We start from the raw sequence: 17,515 nt of genomic DNA on the forward strand, positions 1-17,515 counted from the left end.
TATATTTTAATATTTAATAAAATATAGTTTTAATTAAAATATTTTAAACCACTCCATCAAAAAATTAATAAATATATTTAATTTATTGAGCATTTAAAACATTGTTATTGATTTTATAAACAAAGTCATTTAAACTTTTACCAATAAGAATAGATGCTTGTCCTTCTAAACGATTAAGCAATTTATCAATTTTATCTTCTTCTTTCCAAATAGGATTTGACACATGAGTAAGTTTTTCTAATTCTTTTTTAGCACTTTCATAATTACTAAGATCATCTATAAGTCCAAACTCTTTAGCCTTAGCAGCTAAAAATACTCTAGCATTTGCCCATCCATCTTTTTGCTTAAGATCTAAACCTCTTTCTTTGGAAACAAAATCTGTAAAAAGTTCATAACTTTGATTAATTAAATTTTGTAAAAATTCTTTTTCTTTCTCATTCCAAGCTCTTGTAAAAGTTCCAGCACTTTTAAATTCACCTGCTTGAATAGTTTGTTCTTTAATACCTAATTTATGAGCCAATTCACTTAAATCAGCTGCTTGCATAATCACTCCTATAGAACCTATAAAACTTGCTGGATTAGCTAAAATTTTATCAGCTCCTACACCTGCTAAATAACTTCCACTTGCCATAGTTCCACTTGCATAAACAATTACAGGTTTTTTAAGTTTTAAATCTTTTATAGCTAAAGCTAATTCCATACTAGGTGCAAAAGCTCCTCCAGGAGAATCTATGACAAAAAGTACGCCTTTAATATTATCATCATTTTTAGCATGTATAATTTTTTCTAAAACTATAGAATTATCAAAAATTCCACCCTTTAAATCAATACGCTCTAAATTAGCAAGACCTGAATTAGCACTTGGCATTAAAATCCATACAAGAAATAATAACAAAACAAAAGTTTTAAAATAAGTATTAATAAACTTTATACCGCATGCCAAAACCCTAAAAAATAATTTTATAATTTGCATTTTCTTCCTTTTATAAATAATATATCTACTTCCTTCGCATTTAAAATAAACTGCAATGGAGCTTGTTTTTTTTCACATTCTCCTAATTTAAACACACTTAAATCAGCTATTTTACCTTTTTTTAGCTCTCCTAAATTTAAATTTAAAGCTCTAGCAGGATAAAGAGTTGCCATTTGTAAAAGCTTAGGTGCTAATTTTAGCAAATCAAAATCTTTATGGATAAACAAATTAGCTCGCATTTCATCAAGCAAAGATAAAGAGATATTAGAACTAAGTCCATCTGTTGCCAAATGAATATTCAAATTACTTTTTAAAGCTTTTTTTAAATTAAAACTTTTTTGACTTAAAAGACGATTAGAAAAAGCACAATGACTAATAGAATGTAATTTTTTATCGAGCAATTCATATTCTTTTAAATATACACAATGAGTAAAAAGAGTTCGTATCCCTTTAAAAAGTTGACAAAATTCTTCTAAAGTATAAAAAGGTTGGGGATTTATTATAAAATTATTAAGCCATTTTAAAAATTTACCTTTTGCATATCTAAGCCAGTAATTTTCAACTTTACTTTCTAAAAAATGTGTACTTACTAATAAATGATATTTTCGTGCTAAATCAAGTGCAAAATGAGCTAAACTAGGATGAGTAGAATAAGGCGAATGTATAGAAACAGCAGGAATAAAAAATTCATTTTTAAATTGTAAAGAATTTTCAAATCTTTGCAAAAATTCCTGTTTTTTTTCTTGAATTTGCGCCTCATTTAAACCTAAAATTTCATTAAAAAAAATTATACGCATCCCGTTTTGAGCAGCTTTTAAACAAGGAGCTAAATCACTTCCAAAACTTGAAATCTCACCTATAGTTGCTATACCACTTTTTTGCATTTTTACAATATTTTTAAAAATCAATTCCTCTTTAGCTTGAGCATTTAACACGCAACGTGATTTAATAACACTTTTAAGCCAAATTAAAAATTCGCCAAAATGTAAAGTAGTAGAATTTGCACTAAATTCTAAATGGGTATGCGGATTAATAAAAGCAGGTAAAATAACTGAATTTTCAGGTGTTTTTATATATTTAGCTTGAGGATATTTTTTTTTTAACTTTGCTAATTCACCTAATTCTAAAATTGTATCTTCGAAAACTAAAGCTTGATCTTGCAATATTGTAAAATCTTCATCACATACGAAAAGATATTTTGCATCAACTATAAACACGAATTTCCTTTCAAAAAATATATTGTAGCAAAAATTTATTTTTAAAATGTTATAATAAAAAGCTAAAAAAATAAATTTTTAAGGCTTAATCAATGAAAATAATGGTTATCCAAGGTCCAAATGTCAATATGCTTGGCATAAGAGAGGTAGGAATTTATGGCACGATGAAAATGGAGGAAATCCATCAACAAATGAGAATTGCAGCTGCACAAAATAATGTAGATCTTGATTTTTTCCAAAGTAATTTTGAAGGTGAAATTGTAGATAAAATTCAAGAATGTCTTGGAACGGTTGATGGAATTATTATCAATGCAGCAGGATATACTCACACTTCAATAACAATTCGTGATGCTATTGCAGCTGTAGCTTTACCTACAATTGAAGTGCACATTAGCAATGTGCATCGTAGAGAAGAATTCCGTCAAAAAAGTCTTATTGCTCCTGTTTGCTCTGGAAGCATAACAGGTTTTGGTCCTTTTAGTTATCACTTAGCTTTAATGGGGATTATTCAAATTTGTAAACAAATAAATAATTTACGTGCGATGCAGCAAGCACAACAAATTAATAATTAAGAATGTTAAAAATCAAAGGGGCAAGACGCTTTGAAAAAAGTCGTTTTTTTCCTTTTGCTAATAAAAATATTAGTTCTTTTAAATATTTAGCTCTTATAGGCTTAGGAAGCAATATAGAACCTGAAAAAAAGAGATTTGATATGCTTTTTCGAGTGATGAAAAATGATCAAAGATTTCAAATTGTATCAACATCACCTATATTAATTAATGAAGCTTTTGGTTTTAAAGAGCAAAAAGATTTTAGCAATGCTATAATGTTATTGCAAACCAATTTACATGCAAGAGCAATCTTGAAAATTTTGCTTTATTATGAATTAAAATTTAAACGCAAAAGAACTTTCAAAAATGCTCCTAGGACGCTTGATTTAGATCTTTTATACTTTTCGCAAAAAGTCAAGCGTGATAAATGGTGTGAGGTACCTCATAGTGGGGTTGAAAAAAGAGTCAGTGTAATTTTGCCTTTAGGCTTGATATAAGGAATATAAATGGGACAACTTATACATACTTTCACTGTTGAAGATACAGAACACATTATACCTAAAGTTAAAGAAGACTACGGAGATAAAGCTTTAATTATTACCAATAAACAAATCCGTCCTAAAACTTTAAATCGTAGTGCACTATATGAAGTCATGGTAGCTGTAGAAGAAAGCGACTATGAAGAACATCTTAAAAAACAAGGCAAATCCCTACCTAAGAAAAAAACTATTCCTAAATCCTCTTCTATTTCTTCCACGCAAGAAAAAATTATATCTCAAACACCTCAAGAAGATGAAGATGTAGTTCTAGATTTTTCAAATACTCTTTTAAACACTAATTTAAAAAATGATACACCTAAAAAAGCTTATCAAACTTTTCCACAAAATAAAATCAATCCTCATCAAAATGAAAATTTAAATTTTAATAATTTTAAAGAAAAACTTAGCCAAGCAAGCAATGAAATTGCTAAATTTACCAACACGCCTTTACAAGATAACCCTAATCCAAACTATAACAAAAAAATAGAAAACTTTGAAAAACAAATTAATAAACTAAACGATAAAATAGATCTTTTAGCCGATATGATGTGGGATGATAAAGCCCAAACAAGAAACAATCTTATAATTCCACCTGAATTTGCAAGTATTTATAAACAAGCCAAAGAAAGCGGTATGATTGAAAAACATCTACAAGCTATTATGCAAGCAACTATTGAAAATATGCCAGCTACCATGAAAACAAATAAAGATGCTGTACAAAGATATTTTCATTCTCTTTTAAGAAATATCTTACCTTGTAGAGTTGAAAGCGAAATTAAAAAACAAAAAATTATGATGCTAGTAGGTCCAACAGGAGTTGGTAAAACAACTACCTTAGCAAAGCTTGCCTTCCGCTATGCCTATGGAGATAAACGCTATAAAACAGGTATTATCACCCTAGATACTTATAGAATTGGTGCGGTTGAACAACTTTTTCAATATGCAAAAATGATGAAACTTCCTATTATTGATAGTATTGAACCTAAAGATTTAGATGAAGCCATAAAAAGCTTAAATAATTGTGAGGTTATTTTAGTTGATACTATAGGGAATTCACAATATGATCACAACAAACTTGCTAAAACTAAAGAGTTTTTAATGAATTCTAATGCGGAAATAGATGTAAATTTAGTTGTTTCAGCCAATACAAAACATGAAGATTTAATGGAAATTTATACCAACTTCTCATTTTTAAATATAGATACTCTTATAATTACAAAATTTGATGAAACTAAAGTTTTTGGAAATATTTTTTCGCTTATTTATGAAACAAATATCCCTATAAGTTTTTTTTCTATAGGACAAGAAGTTCCTGATGATTTAAAAGTAGCAAATAGTGATTTTTTAGTTCATTGCATTTTAGAAGGGTTTAATAAAGGAACAAATGATGAATAATCAAGCAAACAAACTTCGCAATCTTATGAATGAAAATGGAACAAAAAAATCTCAAAATACTCATTTTATAGCCATTACAAGTGGTAAAGGTGGGGTTGGAAAAAGTACTATTAGCGCAAATTTAGCTAATATTTTAGCTAATAATGGCTATAAAGTAGGACTTTTTGATGCAGATATAGGTTTAGCCAATTTAGATGTTATTTTAAATGTACATATACAAAAAAATCTCTTACATGTTTTACGCGGAGAATGTTCTTTAGAAGATATTTTAATAGAAGTTAAACCTAATTTATGGCTTATTCCAGGTGAAAGTGGGGATGAAATCTTAAAATATAATGATAAAAATATTTATGAAAGATTTTTAAATCAAGCAAGCATTTTAGATGAACTTGATTTTCTTATTATTGATACAGGAGCTGGTATTGGAGGCAATATTTTAAATTTCTTAGAAATGGCAGATGAAGTAATAGTTGTCACCGTACCAGATCCTGCTGCAATTACAGATGCTTATGCTACCATTAAAACCACTTCAAAAACCAAAGAAAATTTACTCATGCTATTTAATGTAGTAAAAAATAAAAATGAAGCTTTAAAAGTTTTTGAAAATATCAAAAAAGTTGCCGACGCAAATATCAAAAATCCTTTAAATTTAGAACTTTTAGGACACCTAAGTGCCTCTAAAGAAGTAAGCAATAGTATTAAAAAACGTACTTTATTTAGCGATGAAAATACAAACTCAAGCGATGAGCTCAAAGATATAGCATCTAAACTTTTATATAGATTGGAACGAAAAGTGCTTGATAATATTTCAAGTCGTAGTTTTTCAAGTTTCTTTAGAAAAATTATCGAAAGATTCTAGCAATAAAAAGAAGAGATTATGAGACCGGAAAATTATGTAGCATTTTTTACTGTTTGTGGGTTTTTTATAGGACTTGCATTTAGTATTATTAGCATTAAAGAAGCTTTTGATATAGTGATTTTTACTTGCTTTATCACTTTTATGTTTTATGTTTTCATTCATATTGCTATTATGAATTTTATAGATGTAAAAAAAATCAGTGGTAGGATCTTTAACAAACTCGATTACGAAAAAATCAGCAATAATATCATTAATGATTTAGTTATTCGTGAAAAGAAAATGGATGTAATTTTAGAAAAACTTAATGATGAAAGAGAAGAATTAAAGAAAAACGAATCAAAAGAAAGGCGAAAAAATGTTAAAAGAGCCGCCTAAAACTTATGCCCAAATACTCAAGAAAGAACAAGATGAACTTGTTCTTTCTTATATGCCAGCTTTACGCGCTATGGCTTTTAGACTAAAAGAACGCTTACCTGCAAGTATAGATGTTAATGATCTTATTAGTATAGGTGTTGAAGAAATGATTAAACTTTCACGCCGTTATGATAAAGAGCAAAATGATAATTTTTGGGGTTTTGCCAAAAAAAGAGTTAATGGATCTATGCTTGATTATTTAAGAAGCTTAGATGTCATGAGTCGGAATAATCGTAAAATTATCAAAGACATAGATGTAATTATAGATGAATATTTTCTTGAACATGAATGTGAACCTGATGATGAGTACTTAGCAAAAAAACTTAACTTAGATATAGAAAAAATTAAAGAGGTTAAAACAGCTCATGCTATAAGCTATACTTTACCTATAGATGAACAATTAGAACTTTATAATGAAGATAATACCTTAGAAAAAATTGAAAAAGAAGAGCTTGTAGAAAAAATTCATAAGGTATTAGACAATCTTAAAGAACGCGAACAACTTATCATTCAACTTTATTATTATGAAGAATTAAGCCTTAAAGAAATTAGTGAAATTTTAGAAATTAGTGAAAGTAGAATCTCTCAAATTCATAAAAAACTTCTCAAAAAACTTCGAGAAAGGTTAGCATAATGGCAGAAATACTCTCTCAAGAAGAAATTGATGCTTTACTCGAAGTCGTTGATGATAATACTGATACACATATCAATTCTAATTTAAAAGATGAAAAAGATGAAAGAAATATCATTGTCTATGACTTTAAACGTCCAAATAGAGTTTCAAAAGAACAACTTAGAACCATTAAAGGTATTCATGATAAATTAGCAAGAAATTTAGCTTCTCAAATTTCATCTATGATGAGAAGTATAGTTGAAACCAAACTTCATTCAGTCGATCAAATGACTTATGGAGAATTTTTAATGTCTTTACCAAGTCCAACAAGTTTTAATGTTTTCTCCATTAAACCCCTAGATGGAAATTGTGTCTTAGAAATTAATCCAAGTATAGCTTTTCCTATGATAGATAGGCTTTTAGGAGGTCAAGGAGATAGCTATGAAGCTTCTCGTGAACTTACAGATATTGAGCTTAATCTTCTTGATTCTATCTTACGTATAATTATGCAAAGACTAAAAGAAAGTTGGGCAACAGTTACTGAAATTTATCCTAGTATAGAAGCAAAAGAATCAAGTCCTAATGTTGTACAAATTGTATCGCAAAATGAAATCGTTATTATGGTAGTAATGGAAATCATTATAGGAAATTCAAGTGGAATGGTCAATATTTGCTATCCTGTAGTACATTTAGAAAGCATATTAAGTCGTTTGGCAAATCGTGATATTATGATGGGAGAAACCTCAGCTAAAAAATCACGCAACAAAGAGCTTAAAACCCTTATTGGTCGTGCTGAAGTAGTTTATGAAGCAATTTTAGGAAAAACCTTAATCAATGTACACGAATTTTTAGAACTCAAACAAGGTGATATTTTACGCCTAGACAGAGAAGCTGATGATAAAGCTATAGTCAGCATAGACAAAAAAGATGTCTTTTTAGCACAAATTGGTTTACACCGTTTTAGAAAATCAATTAAAATTTTAGAACTTATACGTACAGATAAAGATGAAATTAAAGAAATTCTAGAAAAATATGAAGAAGAACGTAAAGCCAAAGCAAGTGTTTATGATGAGCCTGAGGAAGAGGAGGAAGAAATATGATCAATGATTTTTTAAAAATATTTACCAATGAATGTATAAGCACTATTGAAGGATTAACAGGAAAAAGTGCTCAATTTAGCGAATATAAAGAATTTGATGTAGATACATCTAATACCTTAAAAGCGCCCTTAGTATATGCTATTTTTAATATAACAAATGGTGGAAAAATAGGAATTTTAGCCGGAGCTATTTTAATGAGTGCTATTGGAGAATGGATGATGGGCGAGGAAGAAATTTCTAAAAATGATACACTAAGGTCTGATGAAATGGATGCAGCCAAAGAAGCTATTCAAAATATTATTTCGGCTTTTTCTACAACCTTAGGCGCCCAAAAAGATATTTCAAAAATGGATTTCAATATAGAATCTTGCGAATTTATTCCTGAAAATGTTGATTTTAAAGATTTTAAAAAATTATTTTTATATGATATAAAAATAGCTGATTTAGAAGAACAAATTTCTTTAACAATGGATCAAACTCTTTATGATATTTTAAGTGGAAAACCTACTCAAACTCAAAACAAAACTCAAAATCATACCAATACTGAAGAAAAAGCCACTTTGCTTAATGAAGAACTTAAAAATATTGGTCTTATCATGGATGTACGCTTACCTGTTCGCGTAAGAATTGGCAATAAAAAAATGCTTTTAAAAGATGTTTTAACTATGGATATAGGTTCTGTTGTAGAACTTAATCAACTTGCAAATGATCCACTTGAAATTCTCATAGGAGATAAAAGAATTGCTTATGGAGAAGTAGTAATTGTAGATGGAAATTTTGGGGTACAAATTACAGAAATTGGATCAAAAAAAGAAAGATTAGAACAATTAAGATAAAATTTCTCTGTAAATTTAAAAAAATTGGCTATAATCAAAATTCATAGTTTTTCTCAAAGGTGTGTTTAATGCATACAAAAATTATAAAAGATGTTGAGAAATTAAAAAATATACCTCAACTGAAAAAAACTATTACTTTTTTTGGCTCAGCAAGACTTAAAGAGGATAGCTTTTACTATCAACAAGCCAAAATTTTAGCACAAAAATGCGTAAATAACGGTTTTTGTGTCATCAGTGGTGGTGGTGGTGGCATTATGCGCGCAGCCAACCAAGGTGCTTTTTTGCAAAAAAATAATACAAATTCAATGAGATCTATAGGATTTAATATCTTTTTGCCTCATGAGCAAAAACTCAATGATTTTGTAGAATACAATATTACTTTTGAGAGCTTAGCCATACGCAAAATGGCTCTTATTGAAAAGAGTCTAGCTTTTGTGGTTTTCCCAGGCGGCTTTGGAACACTAGATGAATTGTGCGAAATTCTTGCACTAAAACAACTTGAATTTAAAAAAGATGTTCCTATTATTTTGTTTGGGAAAGAATTTTGGCAAGCTTTTCATGAGTTCGTCAGAAATTCTTTGCTAAAACTTGAAGTAATTTCCAAAGGAGATGAGTTAAAGTATGAAATCACTGACGACTTAGATTTTATAATAAACACTTTAAAGGAAATTTAATGAAAATTCTAGTCGCTATGAGTGGTGGAGTTGATAGCACAGTAAGTGCTTATAAACTTAAACAAGAAGGACATGAAATTATAGCTTGCTATATGAAACTTCATGGCAAAGCTAATTATCACGAAGAAAATATTAAAAAAGTAGAAAAAGTTGCAAATTTTTTACAAATTCCTTATCATATTTTAGATCTTCAACAAGATTTTAAAAATAAAGTTTATATGCCTTTTGTAGACACTTATAAAGAAGGTAAAACGCCCAATCCTTGTGCTTTATGCAATCGCTTCATCAAACTTGGCAAACTTTTAGAATTTGCAAAAAGTCTAGGTTGTGAAAAACTTGCCACAGGGCATTATGCAAGAGTGAAAAATAATCTTATTCATACTGCACTAGATACCAATAAAGATCAAAGTTATTTTCTAGCTAATGCAGACAAAGAAGCTTTAAAGTATCTTATTTTTCCTCTTGGAGAAATGAAAAAAGAAGATGTAAAAAAATTTGCCTCTACTATAGAAGTTTTAAAATCTTTTGCAACCCAAAAAGAAAGTTCTGAAATTTGCTTTGTTGAAGATACTTATATACAAGTATTAGATCAATTTATGGATACAAAAATTCCAGGTGAAGTTTTAAATAGTAGCGGACAAATTGTGGGAAGACATGAAGGTTATATGCACTACACCATAGGAAAAAGACGTGGATTTGAAGTAAGAGGAGCTCACGAACCGCACTTTGTTTTAAAAATTAATCCTAAAGAAAATCAAATCATAGTGGGCACCAAAGAAGAACTTAAAATCAGCAAATTTAACTTAAAAAACATTAATCTTTTTATTGATGCTAAAGAACTTGATTGTGAAGTTAAAATACGCTATAGATCTAAATCAACTTCTTGTAAGGTTATCATCAATGAAGATCAAAGCGCACAAATTGCATTAAAAGAACCTGTTTATGGTTTAGCTAGTGGACAAATGGCGGTCTTTTATGATGCCGATAAAGTTATAGCAAGTGGTTTTATAGAATAATTTCTAGGATATTAATATCCTAGAAATTATTTAATAAAATCTAAAATCTTTCACCAAAGCAGTTTTCATTTAAAATATTACTAAAGTAAAAAACCTATATTGCAAATTAAATGTATCTTAAATTAATACCCAGGAAAATTAACCTAATAATGTAATTAAATAAATTTCACAAGATTTATTTAATAATTACAAAAAAAGACAAGTTCTAACTCAATCGTCAAACATACATTTAAAAATTTTTAGCAGTATATAATAAACTAAGTATAAATTAAAATATAGCTAAACAATAATAAAGGAATTTTCTTTATTAATAAACCCTTCCCCAGATAACTGCGGCACACACTAAAATCAAGTGCTCTGCTGTGTTCCCACCCTGAAGCGATTCTTAAAAATAATATTGCACAGGTCTAAGAAAAGGCTTAATTATTATATCATACTATACTTAAAAAGGCTTAAATTATAAAAACTAAAATTTTAGTGTATAAAAAAGTAACAAATTAGTAATATTTTATATCAATTTTTCATATTGATTTTAAATATTATTGTTTTATTTTCCAAAAAGTAATTATTATTATATTATTAAGAGAAATTTATAAATTTAAATAAAAGATTTCTCAGTGCTAAATATATAAAGTATATTTTAATAAAAACAATAGCACTAAAACTAAAAATTTGTAATAAAAATTATTTAAAGTATTTTTAAAAATGTTTATATTTTTCTAAAAAATAGGGAGGAGGAATGGATTTTCAAATAAAAACCTTAGAAACTTTTGATCCTTTTGAAAGCTTAAAATATGAACAAAAAAATACAGATGAAATTCTTGATTTTAGAATTATTGATTTTAAACTTTTATGTTCCAATATAAAACCACCAAAAACTAAAATTTACGAAAGAAAAGATTTTAACTTATTTTATACAGATGATTTTTTTGTAAAAAATTATGATACTATAATTCAAAAATTTATTATAGAAATTTATCCAAAAACACAAAAAGAAAACTTTATCATTCGATTTAAATCAAATGCTAATTTAACCTATCTAAAAGCTTATATTACTTTTATGGATGATTTCCAATACTATCCGAATTTAAAATTCGATCTTTTACAAAATATTTATAAAACAATGATAAAGCGTAAATTTTTAATTTTAAGATTGGATAAAAAAATATACAAAAAAATTGATAAATTTGTTTTATCTATGCAAAAAAATCAATCTATTAAAAAATTAAATCTTGCCATTGCCAAAGGGGTGGATAAAATAGAACATAAAAAAATTGATGAAATTATTTTTCACAAAGATATAGATGAAATATATACTAATAATAATTTGACCGAAGAGGAAAAAAAATATAAGAGTATTCAAAAAAATGAACTACTTTTTGAATATATTTATAAAATTCTTGGAAAAGAAGGACGCAATTTAAAAGGAGAAATACTTCATATAAACCCTATCAATTTTCTTCAAAACCCTTTTATTATAAAAGATGAAAGTATTTATACTCAAGAATTAGATGATAGAATTCAATATTTTAGCGCAAATCACGGATTTTTAAATAAAGATCATATAGGCTATAGTATTATTAATGATACAAATTTATCGAAAATATCTTATTTAAATCAAAATACCACTAAATCAAACACTATTAATATACAAGCTTCGAATATAAAAATAAATGCTAACATTGGTTCAGTACAAGTTTATGCAAAAAATATGAGTATAAAAGGCTCAACTCACACAAATAGCGAAATTTTTGCAGAAAATATTTATATTAAAACACATAAAGGAAATTTACAAGCTGATACAGTATATATAAACAATTTAGAATACGGGAATGTTGTAGCTAAAAATATTTTTGTAGAAAATTGTACAGGTGGAACCATAAAAGCAGAAAATATTTATATTTATAACTTACTTACAAACAATATCTTATATCCTAGAAAAAATTTAATCATAGCTAATGATTTAAAATCTAATAATAGTGTTAATATTTTTCCATTATTTCCTATGAAAAATCAATATGATCAAGAATACGAAAATATGAAAAACCTATGTCTTAAAGTGAAAAATAAACTTTATACAACCATTAATAAAATGCACAATTATTATGATTATCTCATTAAAAATCAAATCAAAATCATAAAATTCCAACAAATCAAAAACCCACACACTATAGAAAAATATAATGAACTTAGTAGTTCATATAAAAGATTTATTAAACTAAAACATGATATTAGCACAAAATTAAGCTGTTTAGATGAAATGATTTACAAGGTTAAAATTTATATCCAAACCCAAAATATAGGTCAAAATAATTTTTTAAAATTTTATCCAAAAAGTTACAACGAAAACGAATTAAAACACCTTATAAGTCCAAAAGATTATAAAAGGGTTTTCTACCTTGAAAAAGAACAAGAAAAAAATTATATCAAATCTAATAATGATTATAACGAAAATGAAATTAAAAAAATCAAAGCTCTTTTTAAAGATCTACGAAAAAACAATCTTTAAATTATCTTTTCATATTAATAGCTTTTTGTATCATTTGATCACTTGTAGTAATACTTTTTGAATTAGCATCAAATGCTTTTTGCATAACTATAAGATTTGAAAGCTCTACACTTAAATCGACATTAGATTGCTCTAAATAACCTCCTTTAAATTTAGCAGTATTAACAACTTGCCCATCTTTAAAAATAAAACTTGCTTCACCGCTATTTGCTGTTGGGGTAAATATATTATCGCCCATAGCTGAAAGCCCTTGTTCATTAATAAAATTATATAAAGCAAGTTTTCCAACTATAGCATTTTTACCATTGCTAAATTGTGCAATAATGCTACCATCATCTGTTATACCATATTGTCTAAAAAAACCTTCAGCTACCCCATCTTGTTGAACTAAAATATCATTTGAATAACCTTCTTTAATATAAAGTCCGGCATAGCCTGACCCTGGTTTATTAGCATCATAAGGACTTCCTAAGTCTATATTAATCCTTCCACCATTAGGATTTGTAATACTTGCTATACTATTTTTAAGCAAAGCTCCATTTTTATCAAAAAGTATAGTCCCTTCAACATGATCACCTATAGCATTTCCATCAGAATCATAAATTTGTGCACTAGCTTTATATTGTATATCATCTCCTACTTGAGGTAAAATTCTTTCAAGAGTGATCCTAAGAGTACTTTTACTTCCATCTGCATTATAAATAAAAGATTCTAAAACATCCTTATTAGCCTTTTGTTGTTCTGTTGCAATTTGTGCTGTATCAAGTTTAAGACTATTTTCATCTAAACCTTTTAAATCAAGCTCATTACTTATAAAATTTAAATTTTCATCTAAACTTGTTTCAAAACTCATTTTAACACCATTAGCATCTACAAAATTTAAAAGTATTCTATCTCCAGCCTTAGCACTAAAAACATCTTCTTTGCTCACACTACCACTAACTACGTATTTTCCATCTTGGGTTTTAGTAATACTAAATTGATTAGGATCAAGCTCTTCTTTAACCACTTCAGTTGTTGTATTTGTATTTAAACTCCCGCTCCATTTTACATTTTGAGTTACTTGAGGAGGTAAATACATATTTTTAGGAACTTTAATTGCTCCTTGTGATGCTGTTGTACCTAAATCAAAAAAATCATCTGAATTAACAGTAAAACCACTATTTACAGGACCTTGAGTATTAAGATAATCTCCCATAAGCTTAGCTACTCTATCGCTATAATTAATACCTACAAAACTAGGATTCATTGTCCCTAAAACAAAATTTCCATAAGAATCCACTAAAAATCCATTAGCATCCCTTCTAAATACTCCATTTCTAGTATAATAAGCATTGCCATCAGAACCCAAAACTCCAAAAAAACCTTTTCCTAATAAAGCTACATCAAATTCTCCATCACTAGCAACAAGAGCTCCTTGTTCAAAAATTGTCTGAGAAGCTAAAGCTCCACTACCATAGCCTCCTTGAGCAGGATTAGTTGATTGAGTGATTACAGTTGTATAAAAAATATCTTTAAATTGCGCATCAGAATGCTTAAAACCCGTAGTATTAACATTTGCAATATTATTAGCACCAACATCAATACCAAAGCTATTGCTTTTTACCCCACTAATCCCGTTATAAAAAGCATTCATCATGTCTTATGCCTTTTCTTCTTGATCTTCATCTTCTTTAGAATCAGAAGAATCTGAGTTTAAACTATCATCTGGTTTTAAATCATCATTTGAAATATTACCCCTTAAAGATGAAGAAAGACCAGATTTATAATCAGAAATCTCAGATATATCATCAAAGCTTACATATTGACCACCCATTTTTGCATATGCTCTTCCCTCAACAAATTTAATACCTTCTATAGGATAAGTTCCATAACTTGCAGTAACTTTTTCGCCATTTTTATTATTATAAACCATTTTAACAGTGTATTCACCGTCTCCTGCATAAACGCCATCATTATTTCTTCCTGGCCATTCCATAGTAAATAAACCTTTTGAAATAGATCCAGCACCACTTTTTTCACTAAAAACAAGTTTATCATTGCTATCATAAATTTCTAAACTTACCCCATTTTTATCAGAATCTTCTGGTAAATACATTTTAAGAGTAATAAGCTCATCTGGACCTGTAAGTTTGATTTTATTATTTTCAACCGTTGCCATTTTTCCAATAGCTCCTAAGGCTGAAGTACTCATACTTGTACTAAAAGAATCTGAGAGTTTTTGCATGGCTTCAACTATTTTTTGCATAGTAATATTAGTATTTTGCTGCATTTCAAGTGCACTAAGTTGAGAAGTTTGAGTTAGCATTTTATCACTATCCATAGGATCTGTTGGATCTTGATGTTGAAGTTCTACTAAAAGAAGTTTTAAAAATGCATCCTTATCTAAAGTGGCATTTGGATTACTTACTATACCTGAATTATTAGTGGTTTCTCTTGTAGTATGAGTAGGATTTGAATTTGAAGCACTATTCCAATCTGTTGAAGATATCATTTATAAACTCCTTTTAATGCTTTAATATATTTAACTAAAGCAATAAGTATTCCAACTTAAAAATATTTTGCTAAAACAAGCTCTAGATTAATTTTTTCATTCTCATTTTTTCCCTCTAAAGCTTCTTTAAAACCTTGACCGTTGCGACTTTTACCTTTATTTTGATTATGTTCTTTTTTACTTTGATCGCTAAAATTCATCTCAAGCCCAGTAAATCCCATATTTACAAGGGAATTTTTAAACTCAGCTTGATGCTGTATAAACAAATTCATTGCATTTGTATTAGAATTAAAATTAATATGAAGATTATTCCCTCTTTGAATTAAAGTTACTTCTACTTCTCCAAGATTATTAGGATTTAATGTAATGCTAAGTTTAGTGACAGGGGGTTTATACTGATCTAAAGCATCTTTTAAATCTTGAGAAAAATGTTGAAAAGTTTCTTTAAGAATAATATTTTTATTAGTATTATGTGTAATTTTATTTAAATCTTTAACTAAAGAATTTAATTCTTCTAAAGTATTTTTATCCCCATTTTCAGTATTTATTTTTGTTTGTTCTTGAATAAAAACTTCTTTATTTGTATTAGTAGGATTTTGATTACTATCTTTATTTTGTACGATCTGATCTTTTTGCAAATTGTCAAAATTAACTTTTTGATCAAAAATATTTACTTTTAAATCTTGATTTTCTTTAACATTAGTTTTAGGCTCTTTAGACGGAATAAAGTCTTTTGACATAGTATTTAGGGTCAAATTTTGATTTTCTTTAATTACTTCTTGATTTGAGTGCTTATAAACATTTAAATCTTTTTGATTTTTTACATTTTTATTTTGATCTTTTGCATCTTCTTGTTTTAAATTCTCTTTTTCTTGAACTTTATTCTCATTTTGATTAAATGTTTTATTTTGCGAGTTTATTTTTTGCAAGTCTTTAGTATTTTCACTTACAGGACTATCTTTTGACTCTTTATTTACAATCTTGGTTTGTTCTTCTTTTTTAACTTCTTTAAATTCATCTTTAATATTATTTGATTGCTTTTGATCATGTTTTAACTCTTTTATTTTTTCTTTAGGATGATCGTTTTGATTTTTTTTATCTTTTGTATTTAAATCTTCTTTACTTGGATTTTTTACTGCTTCATCGCTTTTAATATTTTTTAAATCATTTTTTAGATCTGATAAATCCTCTTGTATTTTTGGTTTTGTTTTATTATCTTTCTCGTTTTTATTTTTTTTAGATGAAAGTATAGAATCTAAATTTTTTAAGGTTTGAGATAATAAAGAAGTGCTTTCTTTGGGACTTATTTTAGAAGCAGTATGATTTAAATGGTTTATATGCTCTAAATGATGCGGTGAATTTTTTTGAATATGATTAATTTTATCTTCAACCACTTTTTTAAAAACATTATTATTAATATCTTTAAAAAAGTAGATCTTATCTAAATTGGGAAAAGTTTTTTTAAGCTCATCTACACAATCAATTTTAATATTTTTTACATTTAAGCCTAGTTCTTTAGCAATATCTAAAAGATCCTCAAGATTAGAAGCAGTTTTTAAGATATTAAAATTTTCTTCTGTTTTAATTAAATCAACAAGCTGAGAAGAAAGATTTCCTAGTTTAATATCTACTGTATCAATTTGTAATTTATCAAGTAAAGAAAGAATTTGCATAAAAGAAGCAGATTCAAAAATACTTATCTTATCCTTTTCATCAAACGAGTCTTGATTAAGCCTAGGCATAGTCTCATTAAACACTTGCTTTTCACTAATTTTCATATGATCAGGTAAAAATTCATTACTCTTATCAATAGATTCAAGTAAAGAATTTAAAAAACTTTCTGTATCATTTTGCATTAAATTTTTATTATTAGCTTCGTGATCTTTATTTTTACTTGTATTAGTAGAAACCTTACTTGGTACAAGATTTAAAGCATCATGCTTCGGAGCTAAATTTGACATTATTTTTCCTTAAAAAATTATTTTAAAAATTTATCCACCATTACATTGGGAAACTGCTCTTTTAAATAAGCAATCTCATATACTTTGATCATTTTATCTTTATTTAAATTGCTTAAAATATTTAAAAGCTCTTCTAAATTTTTAGCTTTTAAAATATGTTCTAAATTGTTTTCATTTTCTAAAATTTCTGTAAGTTCACTTGAAATTCTAGCCATTTTCCCGATTTTATTTGATCTAAAAATTTCTAAAAGATTTAAAACTTGCAATAAAATTTCATTTTTTCTCTTAAGCAAATCATTTTGAAATTCTATAAAAATCTCTTTATTTAATGGTTTTGACATTTTAGCCTCCTTCTTGACTAAAC

At 27.4% G+C, this 17,515-nt stretch carries 16 protein-coding genes, 1 other RNA gene and 1 pseudogene; 11 read left to right on the forward strand and 7 right to left on the reverse strand.

Going from position 1 to position 17,515, the window contains the following annotated elements; genetic code table 11:
- Positions 1 to 82 precede the first annotated feature (82 nt).
- Both sppA and mqnF read right to left on the reverse strand, forming a co-directional pair.
- Positions 83 to 973 (reverse strand): signal peptide peptidase SppA, encoded by an 891-nt coding sequence (sppA, locus tag A2J15_RS05695; RefSeq protein WP_066778430.1) that lies wholly within the window; start codon positions 971 to 973, stop codon positions 83 to 85.
- Complete coding sequence (mqnF, locus tag A2J15_RS05700) at positions 961 to 2,190, reverse strand: aminofutalosine deaminase family hydrolase (protein ID WP_066778429.1); 1,230 nt, start codon at positions 2,188 to 2,190, stop codon at positions 961 to 963. Before mqnF ends, sppA begins: the two co-directional genes overlap by 13 nt.
- A 92-nt stretch (positions 2,191 to 2,282) precedes the next feature.
- Between mqnF and aroQ the strand changes: the two genes are divergently transcribed.
- The 10 genes from aroQ to mnmA all read left to right on the forward strand — a co-directional run bounded on the left by aroQ (position 2,283) and on the right by mnmA (position 10,187).
- Positions 2,283 to 2,762 (forward strand): type II 3-dehydroquinate dehydratase, encoded by a 480-nt coding sequence (aroQ, locus tag A2J15_RS05705; RefSeq protein WP_066778428.1) that lies wholly within the window; start codon positions 2,283 to 2,285, stop codon positions 2,760 to 2,762.
- A 2-nt stretch (positions 2,763 to 2,764) separates the two neighbouring features.
- The gene (folK, locus tag A2J15_RS05710) at positions 2,765 to 3,238 is read left to right on the forward strand and encodes a 2-amino-4-hydroxy-6-hydroxymethyldihydropteridine diphosphokinase (protein ID WP_066778426.1); all 474 of its coding nucleotides are present in this window, start codon (positions 2,765 to 2,767) and stop codon (positions 3,236 to 3,238) included.
- Between the two features lie 9 nt (positions 3,239 to 3,247).
- On the forward strand, positions 3,248 to 4,675 hold the full coding sequence (gene flhF / locus A2J15_RS05715; RefSeq protein WP_066778423.1) for a flagellar biosynthesis GTPase FlhF: 1,428 nt from the start codon (positions 3,248 to 3,250) through the stop codon (positions 4,673 to 4,675).
- Positions 4,668 to 5,534 (forward strand): flagella biosynthesis ATPase FlhG, encoded by an 867-nt coding sequence (flhG, locus tag A2J15_RS05720; protein WP_066778421.1) that lies wholly within the window; start codon positions 4,668 to 4,670, stop codon positions 5,532 to 5,534. The genes flhF and flhG overlap by 8 nt, the downstream gene beginning before the upstream one ends.
- Positions 5,535 to 5,552: 18 nt before the next feature.
- Complete coding sequence (locus A2J15_RS05725; protein ID WP_066778420.1) at positions 5,553 to 5,909, forward strand: hypothetical protein; 357 nt, start codon at positions 5,553 to 5,555, stop codon at positions 5,907 to 5,909.
- Positions 5,890 to 6,582: an RNA polymerase sigma factor FliA gene (locus tag A2J15_RS05730; protein WP_066778419.1), complete on the forward strand. Its 693-nt coding sequence runs from the start codon at positions 5,890 to 5,892 to the stop codon at positions 6,580 to 6,582. Before A2J15_RS05725 ends, A2J15_RS05730 begins: the two co-directional genes overlap by 20 nt.
- The gene (gene fliM / locus A2J15_RS05735; protein WP_066778418.1) at positions 6,582 to 7,661 is read left to right on the forward strand and encodes a flagellar motor switch protein FliM; all 1,080 of its coding nucleotides are present in this window, start codon (positions 6,582 to 6,584) and stop codon (positions 7,659 to 7,661) included. Before A2J15_RS05730 ends, fliM begins: the two co-directional genes overlap by 1 nt.
- Complete coding sequence (gene fliY, locus A2J15_RS05740; protein WP_066778416.1) at positions 7,658 to 8,497, forward strand: flagellar motor switch protein FliY; 840 nt, start codon at positions 7,658 to 7,660, stop codon at positions 8,495 to 8,497. The genes fliM and fliY overlap by 4 nt, the downstream gene beginning before the upstream one ends.
- Positions 8,498 to 8,565: 68 nt before the next feature.
- On the forward strand, positions 8,566 to 9,171 hold the full coding sequence (locus A2J15_RS05745) for an LOG family protein (protein ID WP_066778414.1): 606 nt from the start codon (positions 8,566 to 8,568) through the stop codon (positions 9,169 to 9,171).
- Entirely contained in the window at positions 9,171 to 10,187 is a 1,017-nt protein-coding gene (gene mnmA, locus A2J15_RS05750; protein WP_066778411.1) for a tRNA 2-thiouridine(34) synthase MnmA, read from the forward strand. The genes A2J15_RS05745 and mnmA overlap by 1 nt, the downstream gene beginning before the upstream one ends.
- Before the next feature lie 316 nt (positions 10,188 to 10,503).
- On the opposite strand, the gene ffs is transcribed toward mnmA, so the two are convergent.
- An RNA gene (gene ffs / locus A2J15_RS05755) (signal recognition particle sRNA small type) lies at positions 10,504 to 10,601 on the reverse strand.
- Positions 10,602 to 10,926: 325 nt separating this feature from the next.
- Between ffs and A2J15_RS05760 the strand changes: the two genes are divergently transcribed.
- Positions 10,927 to 12,696 (forward strand): flagellar assembly protein A, encoded by a 1,770-nt coding sequence (locus A2J15_RS05760; RefSeq protein WP_066778408.1) that lies wholly within the window; start codon positions 10,927 to 10,929, stop codon positions 12,694 to 12,696.
- A gap of 1 nt (position 12,697) precedes the next feature.
- Here A2J15_RS05760 and A2J15_RS05765 read toward each other — a convergent pair whose 3' ends face one another.
- From A2J15_RS05765 to A2J15_RS05780, 4 genes and pseudogenes are all read right to left on the reverse strand, one after another.
- Entirely contained in the window at positions 12,698 to 14,335 is a 1,638-nt protein-coding gene (locus A2J15_RS05765; RefSeq protein ID WP_066778406.1) for a flagellar hook-basal body complex protein, read from the reverse strand.
- A 3-nt stretch (positions 14,336 to 14,338) separates the two neighbouring features.
- A pseudogene (locus A2J15_RS05770) lies at positions 14,339 to 15,118 on the reverse strand (flagellar basal body rod modification protein); the annotation flags it as partial.
- 128 nt (positions 15,119 to 15,246) lie between these two features.
- Positions 15,247 to 17,151, reverse strand: a complete 1,905-nt coding sequence (gene fliK / locus A2J15_RS05775) for a flagellar hook-length control protein FliK (protein WP_066778401.1) — start codon at positions 17,149 to 17,151, stop codon at positions 15,247 to 15,249.
- A 17-nt stretch (positions 17,152 to 17,168) separates the two neighbouring features.
- On the reverse strand, positions 17,169 to 17,492 hold the full coding sequence (locus tag A2J15_RS05780) for a hypothetical protein (RefSeq protein WP_066778398.1): 324 nt from the start codon (positions 17,490 to 17,492) through the stop codon (positions 17,169 to 17,171).
- Between the last annotated feature and the right edge of the window lie 23 nt (positions 17,493 to 17,515).

Source organism: Campylobacter hepaticus, from assembly GCF_001687475.2.
Classification (GTDB): Bacteria; Campylobacterota; Campylobacteria; order Campylobacterales; family Campylobacteraceae; genus Campylobacter_D; species Campylobacter_D hepaticus.

Excerpts from the sequence above, each read along its gene's own strand:
- sppA (WP_066778430.1), bottom strand. The coding sequence starts at position 973 with ATGCAAATTATAAAATTATTTTTTAGGGTTTTGGCATGCGGTATAAAG.
- aroQ (WP_066778428.1), top strand. The coding sequence starts at position 2,283 with ATGAAAATAATGGTTATCCAAGGTCCAAATGTCAATATGCTTGGCATA.
- folK (WP_066778426.1), top strand. The coding sequence starts at position 2,765 with ATGTTAAAAATCAAAGGGGCAAGACGCTTTGAAAAAAGTCGTTTTTTT.
- flhF (WP_066778423.1), top strand. The coding sequence starts at position 3,248 with ATGGGACAACTTATACATACTTTCACTGTTGAAGATACAGAACACATT.
- flhG (WP_066778421.1), top strand. The coding sequence starts at position 4,668 with ATGAATAATCAAGCAAACAAACTTCGCAATCTTATGAATGAAAATGGA.
- A2J15_RS05725 (WP_066778420.1), top strand. The coding sequence starts at position 5,553 with ATGAGACCGGAAAATTATGTAGCATTTTTTACTGTTTGTGGGTTTTTT.
- A2J15_RS05730 (WP_066778419.1), top strand. The coding sequence starts at position 5,890 with ATGTTAAAAGAGCCGCCTAAAACTTATGCCCAAATACTCAAGAAAGAA.
- fliM (WP_066778418.1), top strand. The coding sequence starts at position 6,582 with ATGGCAGAAATACTCTCTCAAGAAGAAATTGATGCTTTACTCGAAGTC.
- fliY (WP_066778416.1), top strand. The coding sequence starts at position 7,658 with ATGATCAATGATTTTTTAAAAATATTTACCAATGAATGTATAAGCACT.
- A2J15_RS05745 (WP_066778414.1), top strand. The coding sequence starts at position 8,566 with ATGCATACAAAAATTATAAAAGATGTTGAGAAATTAAAAAATATACCT.
- mnmA (WP_066778411.1), top strand. The coding sequence starts at position 9,171 with ATGAAAATTCTAGTCGCTATGAGTGGTGGAGTTGATAGCACAGTAAGT.
- A2J15_RS05760 (WP_066778408.1), top strand. The coding sequence starts at position 10,927 with ATGGATTTTCAAATAAAAACCTTAGAAACTTTTGATCCTTTTGAAAGC.
- A2J15_RS05765 (WP_066778406.1), bottom strand. The coding sequence starts at position 14,335 with ATGATGAATGCTTTTTATAACGGGATTAGTGGGGTAAAAAGCAATAGC.
- fliK (WP_066778401.1), bottom strand. The coding sequence starts at position 17,151 with ATGTCAAATTTAGCTCCGAAGCATGATGCTTTAAATCTTGTACCAAGT.
- A2J15_RS05780 (WP_066778398.1), bottom strand. The coding sequence starts at position 17,492 with ATGTCAAAACCATTAAATAAAGAGATTTTTATAGAATTTCAAAATGAT.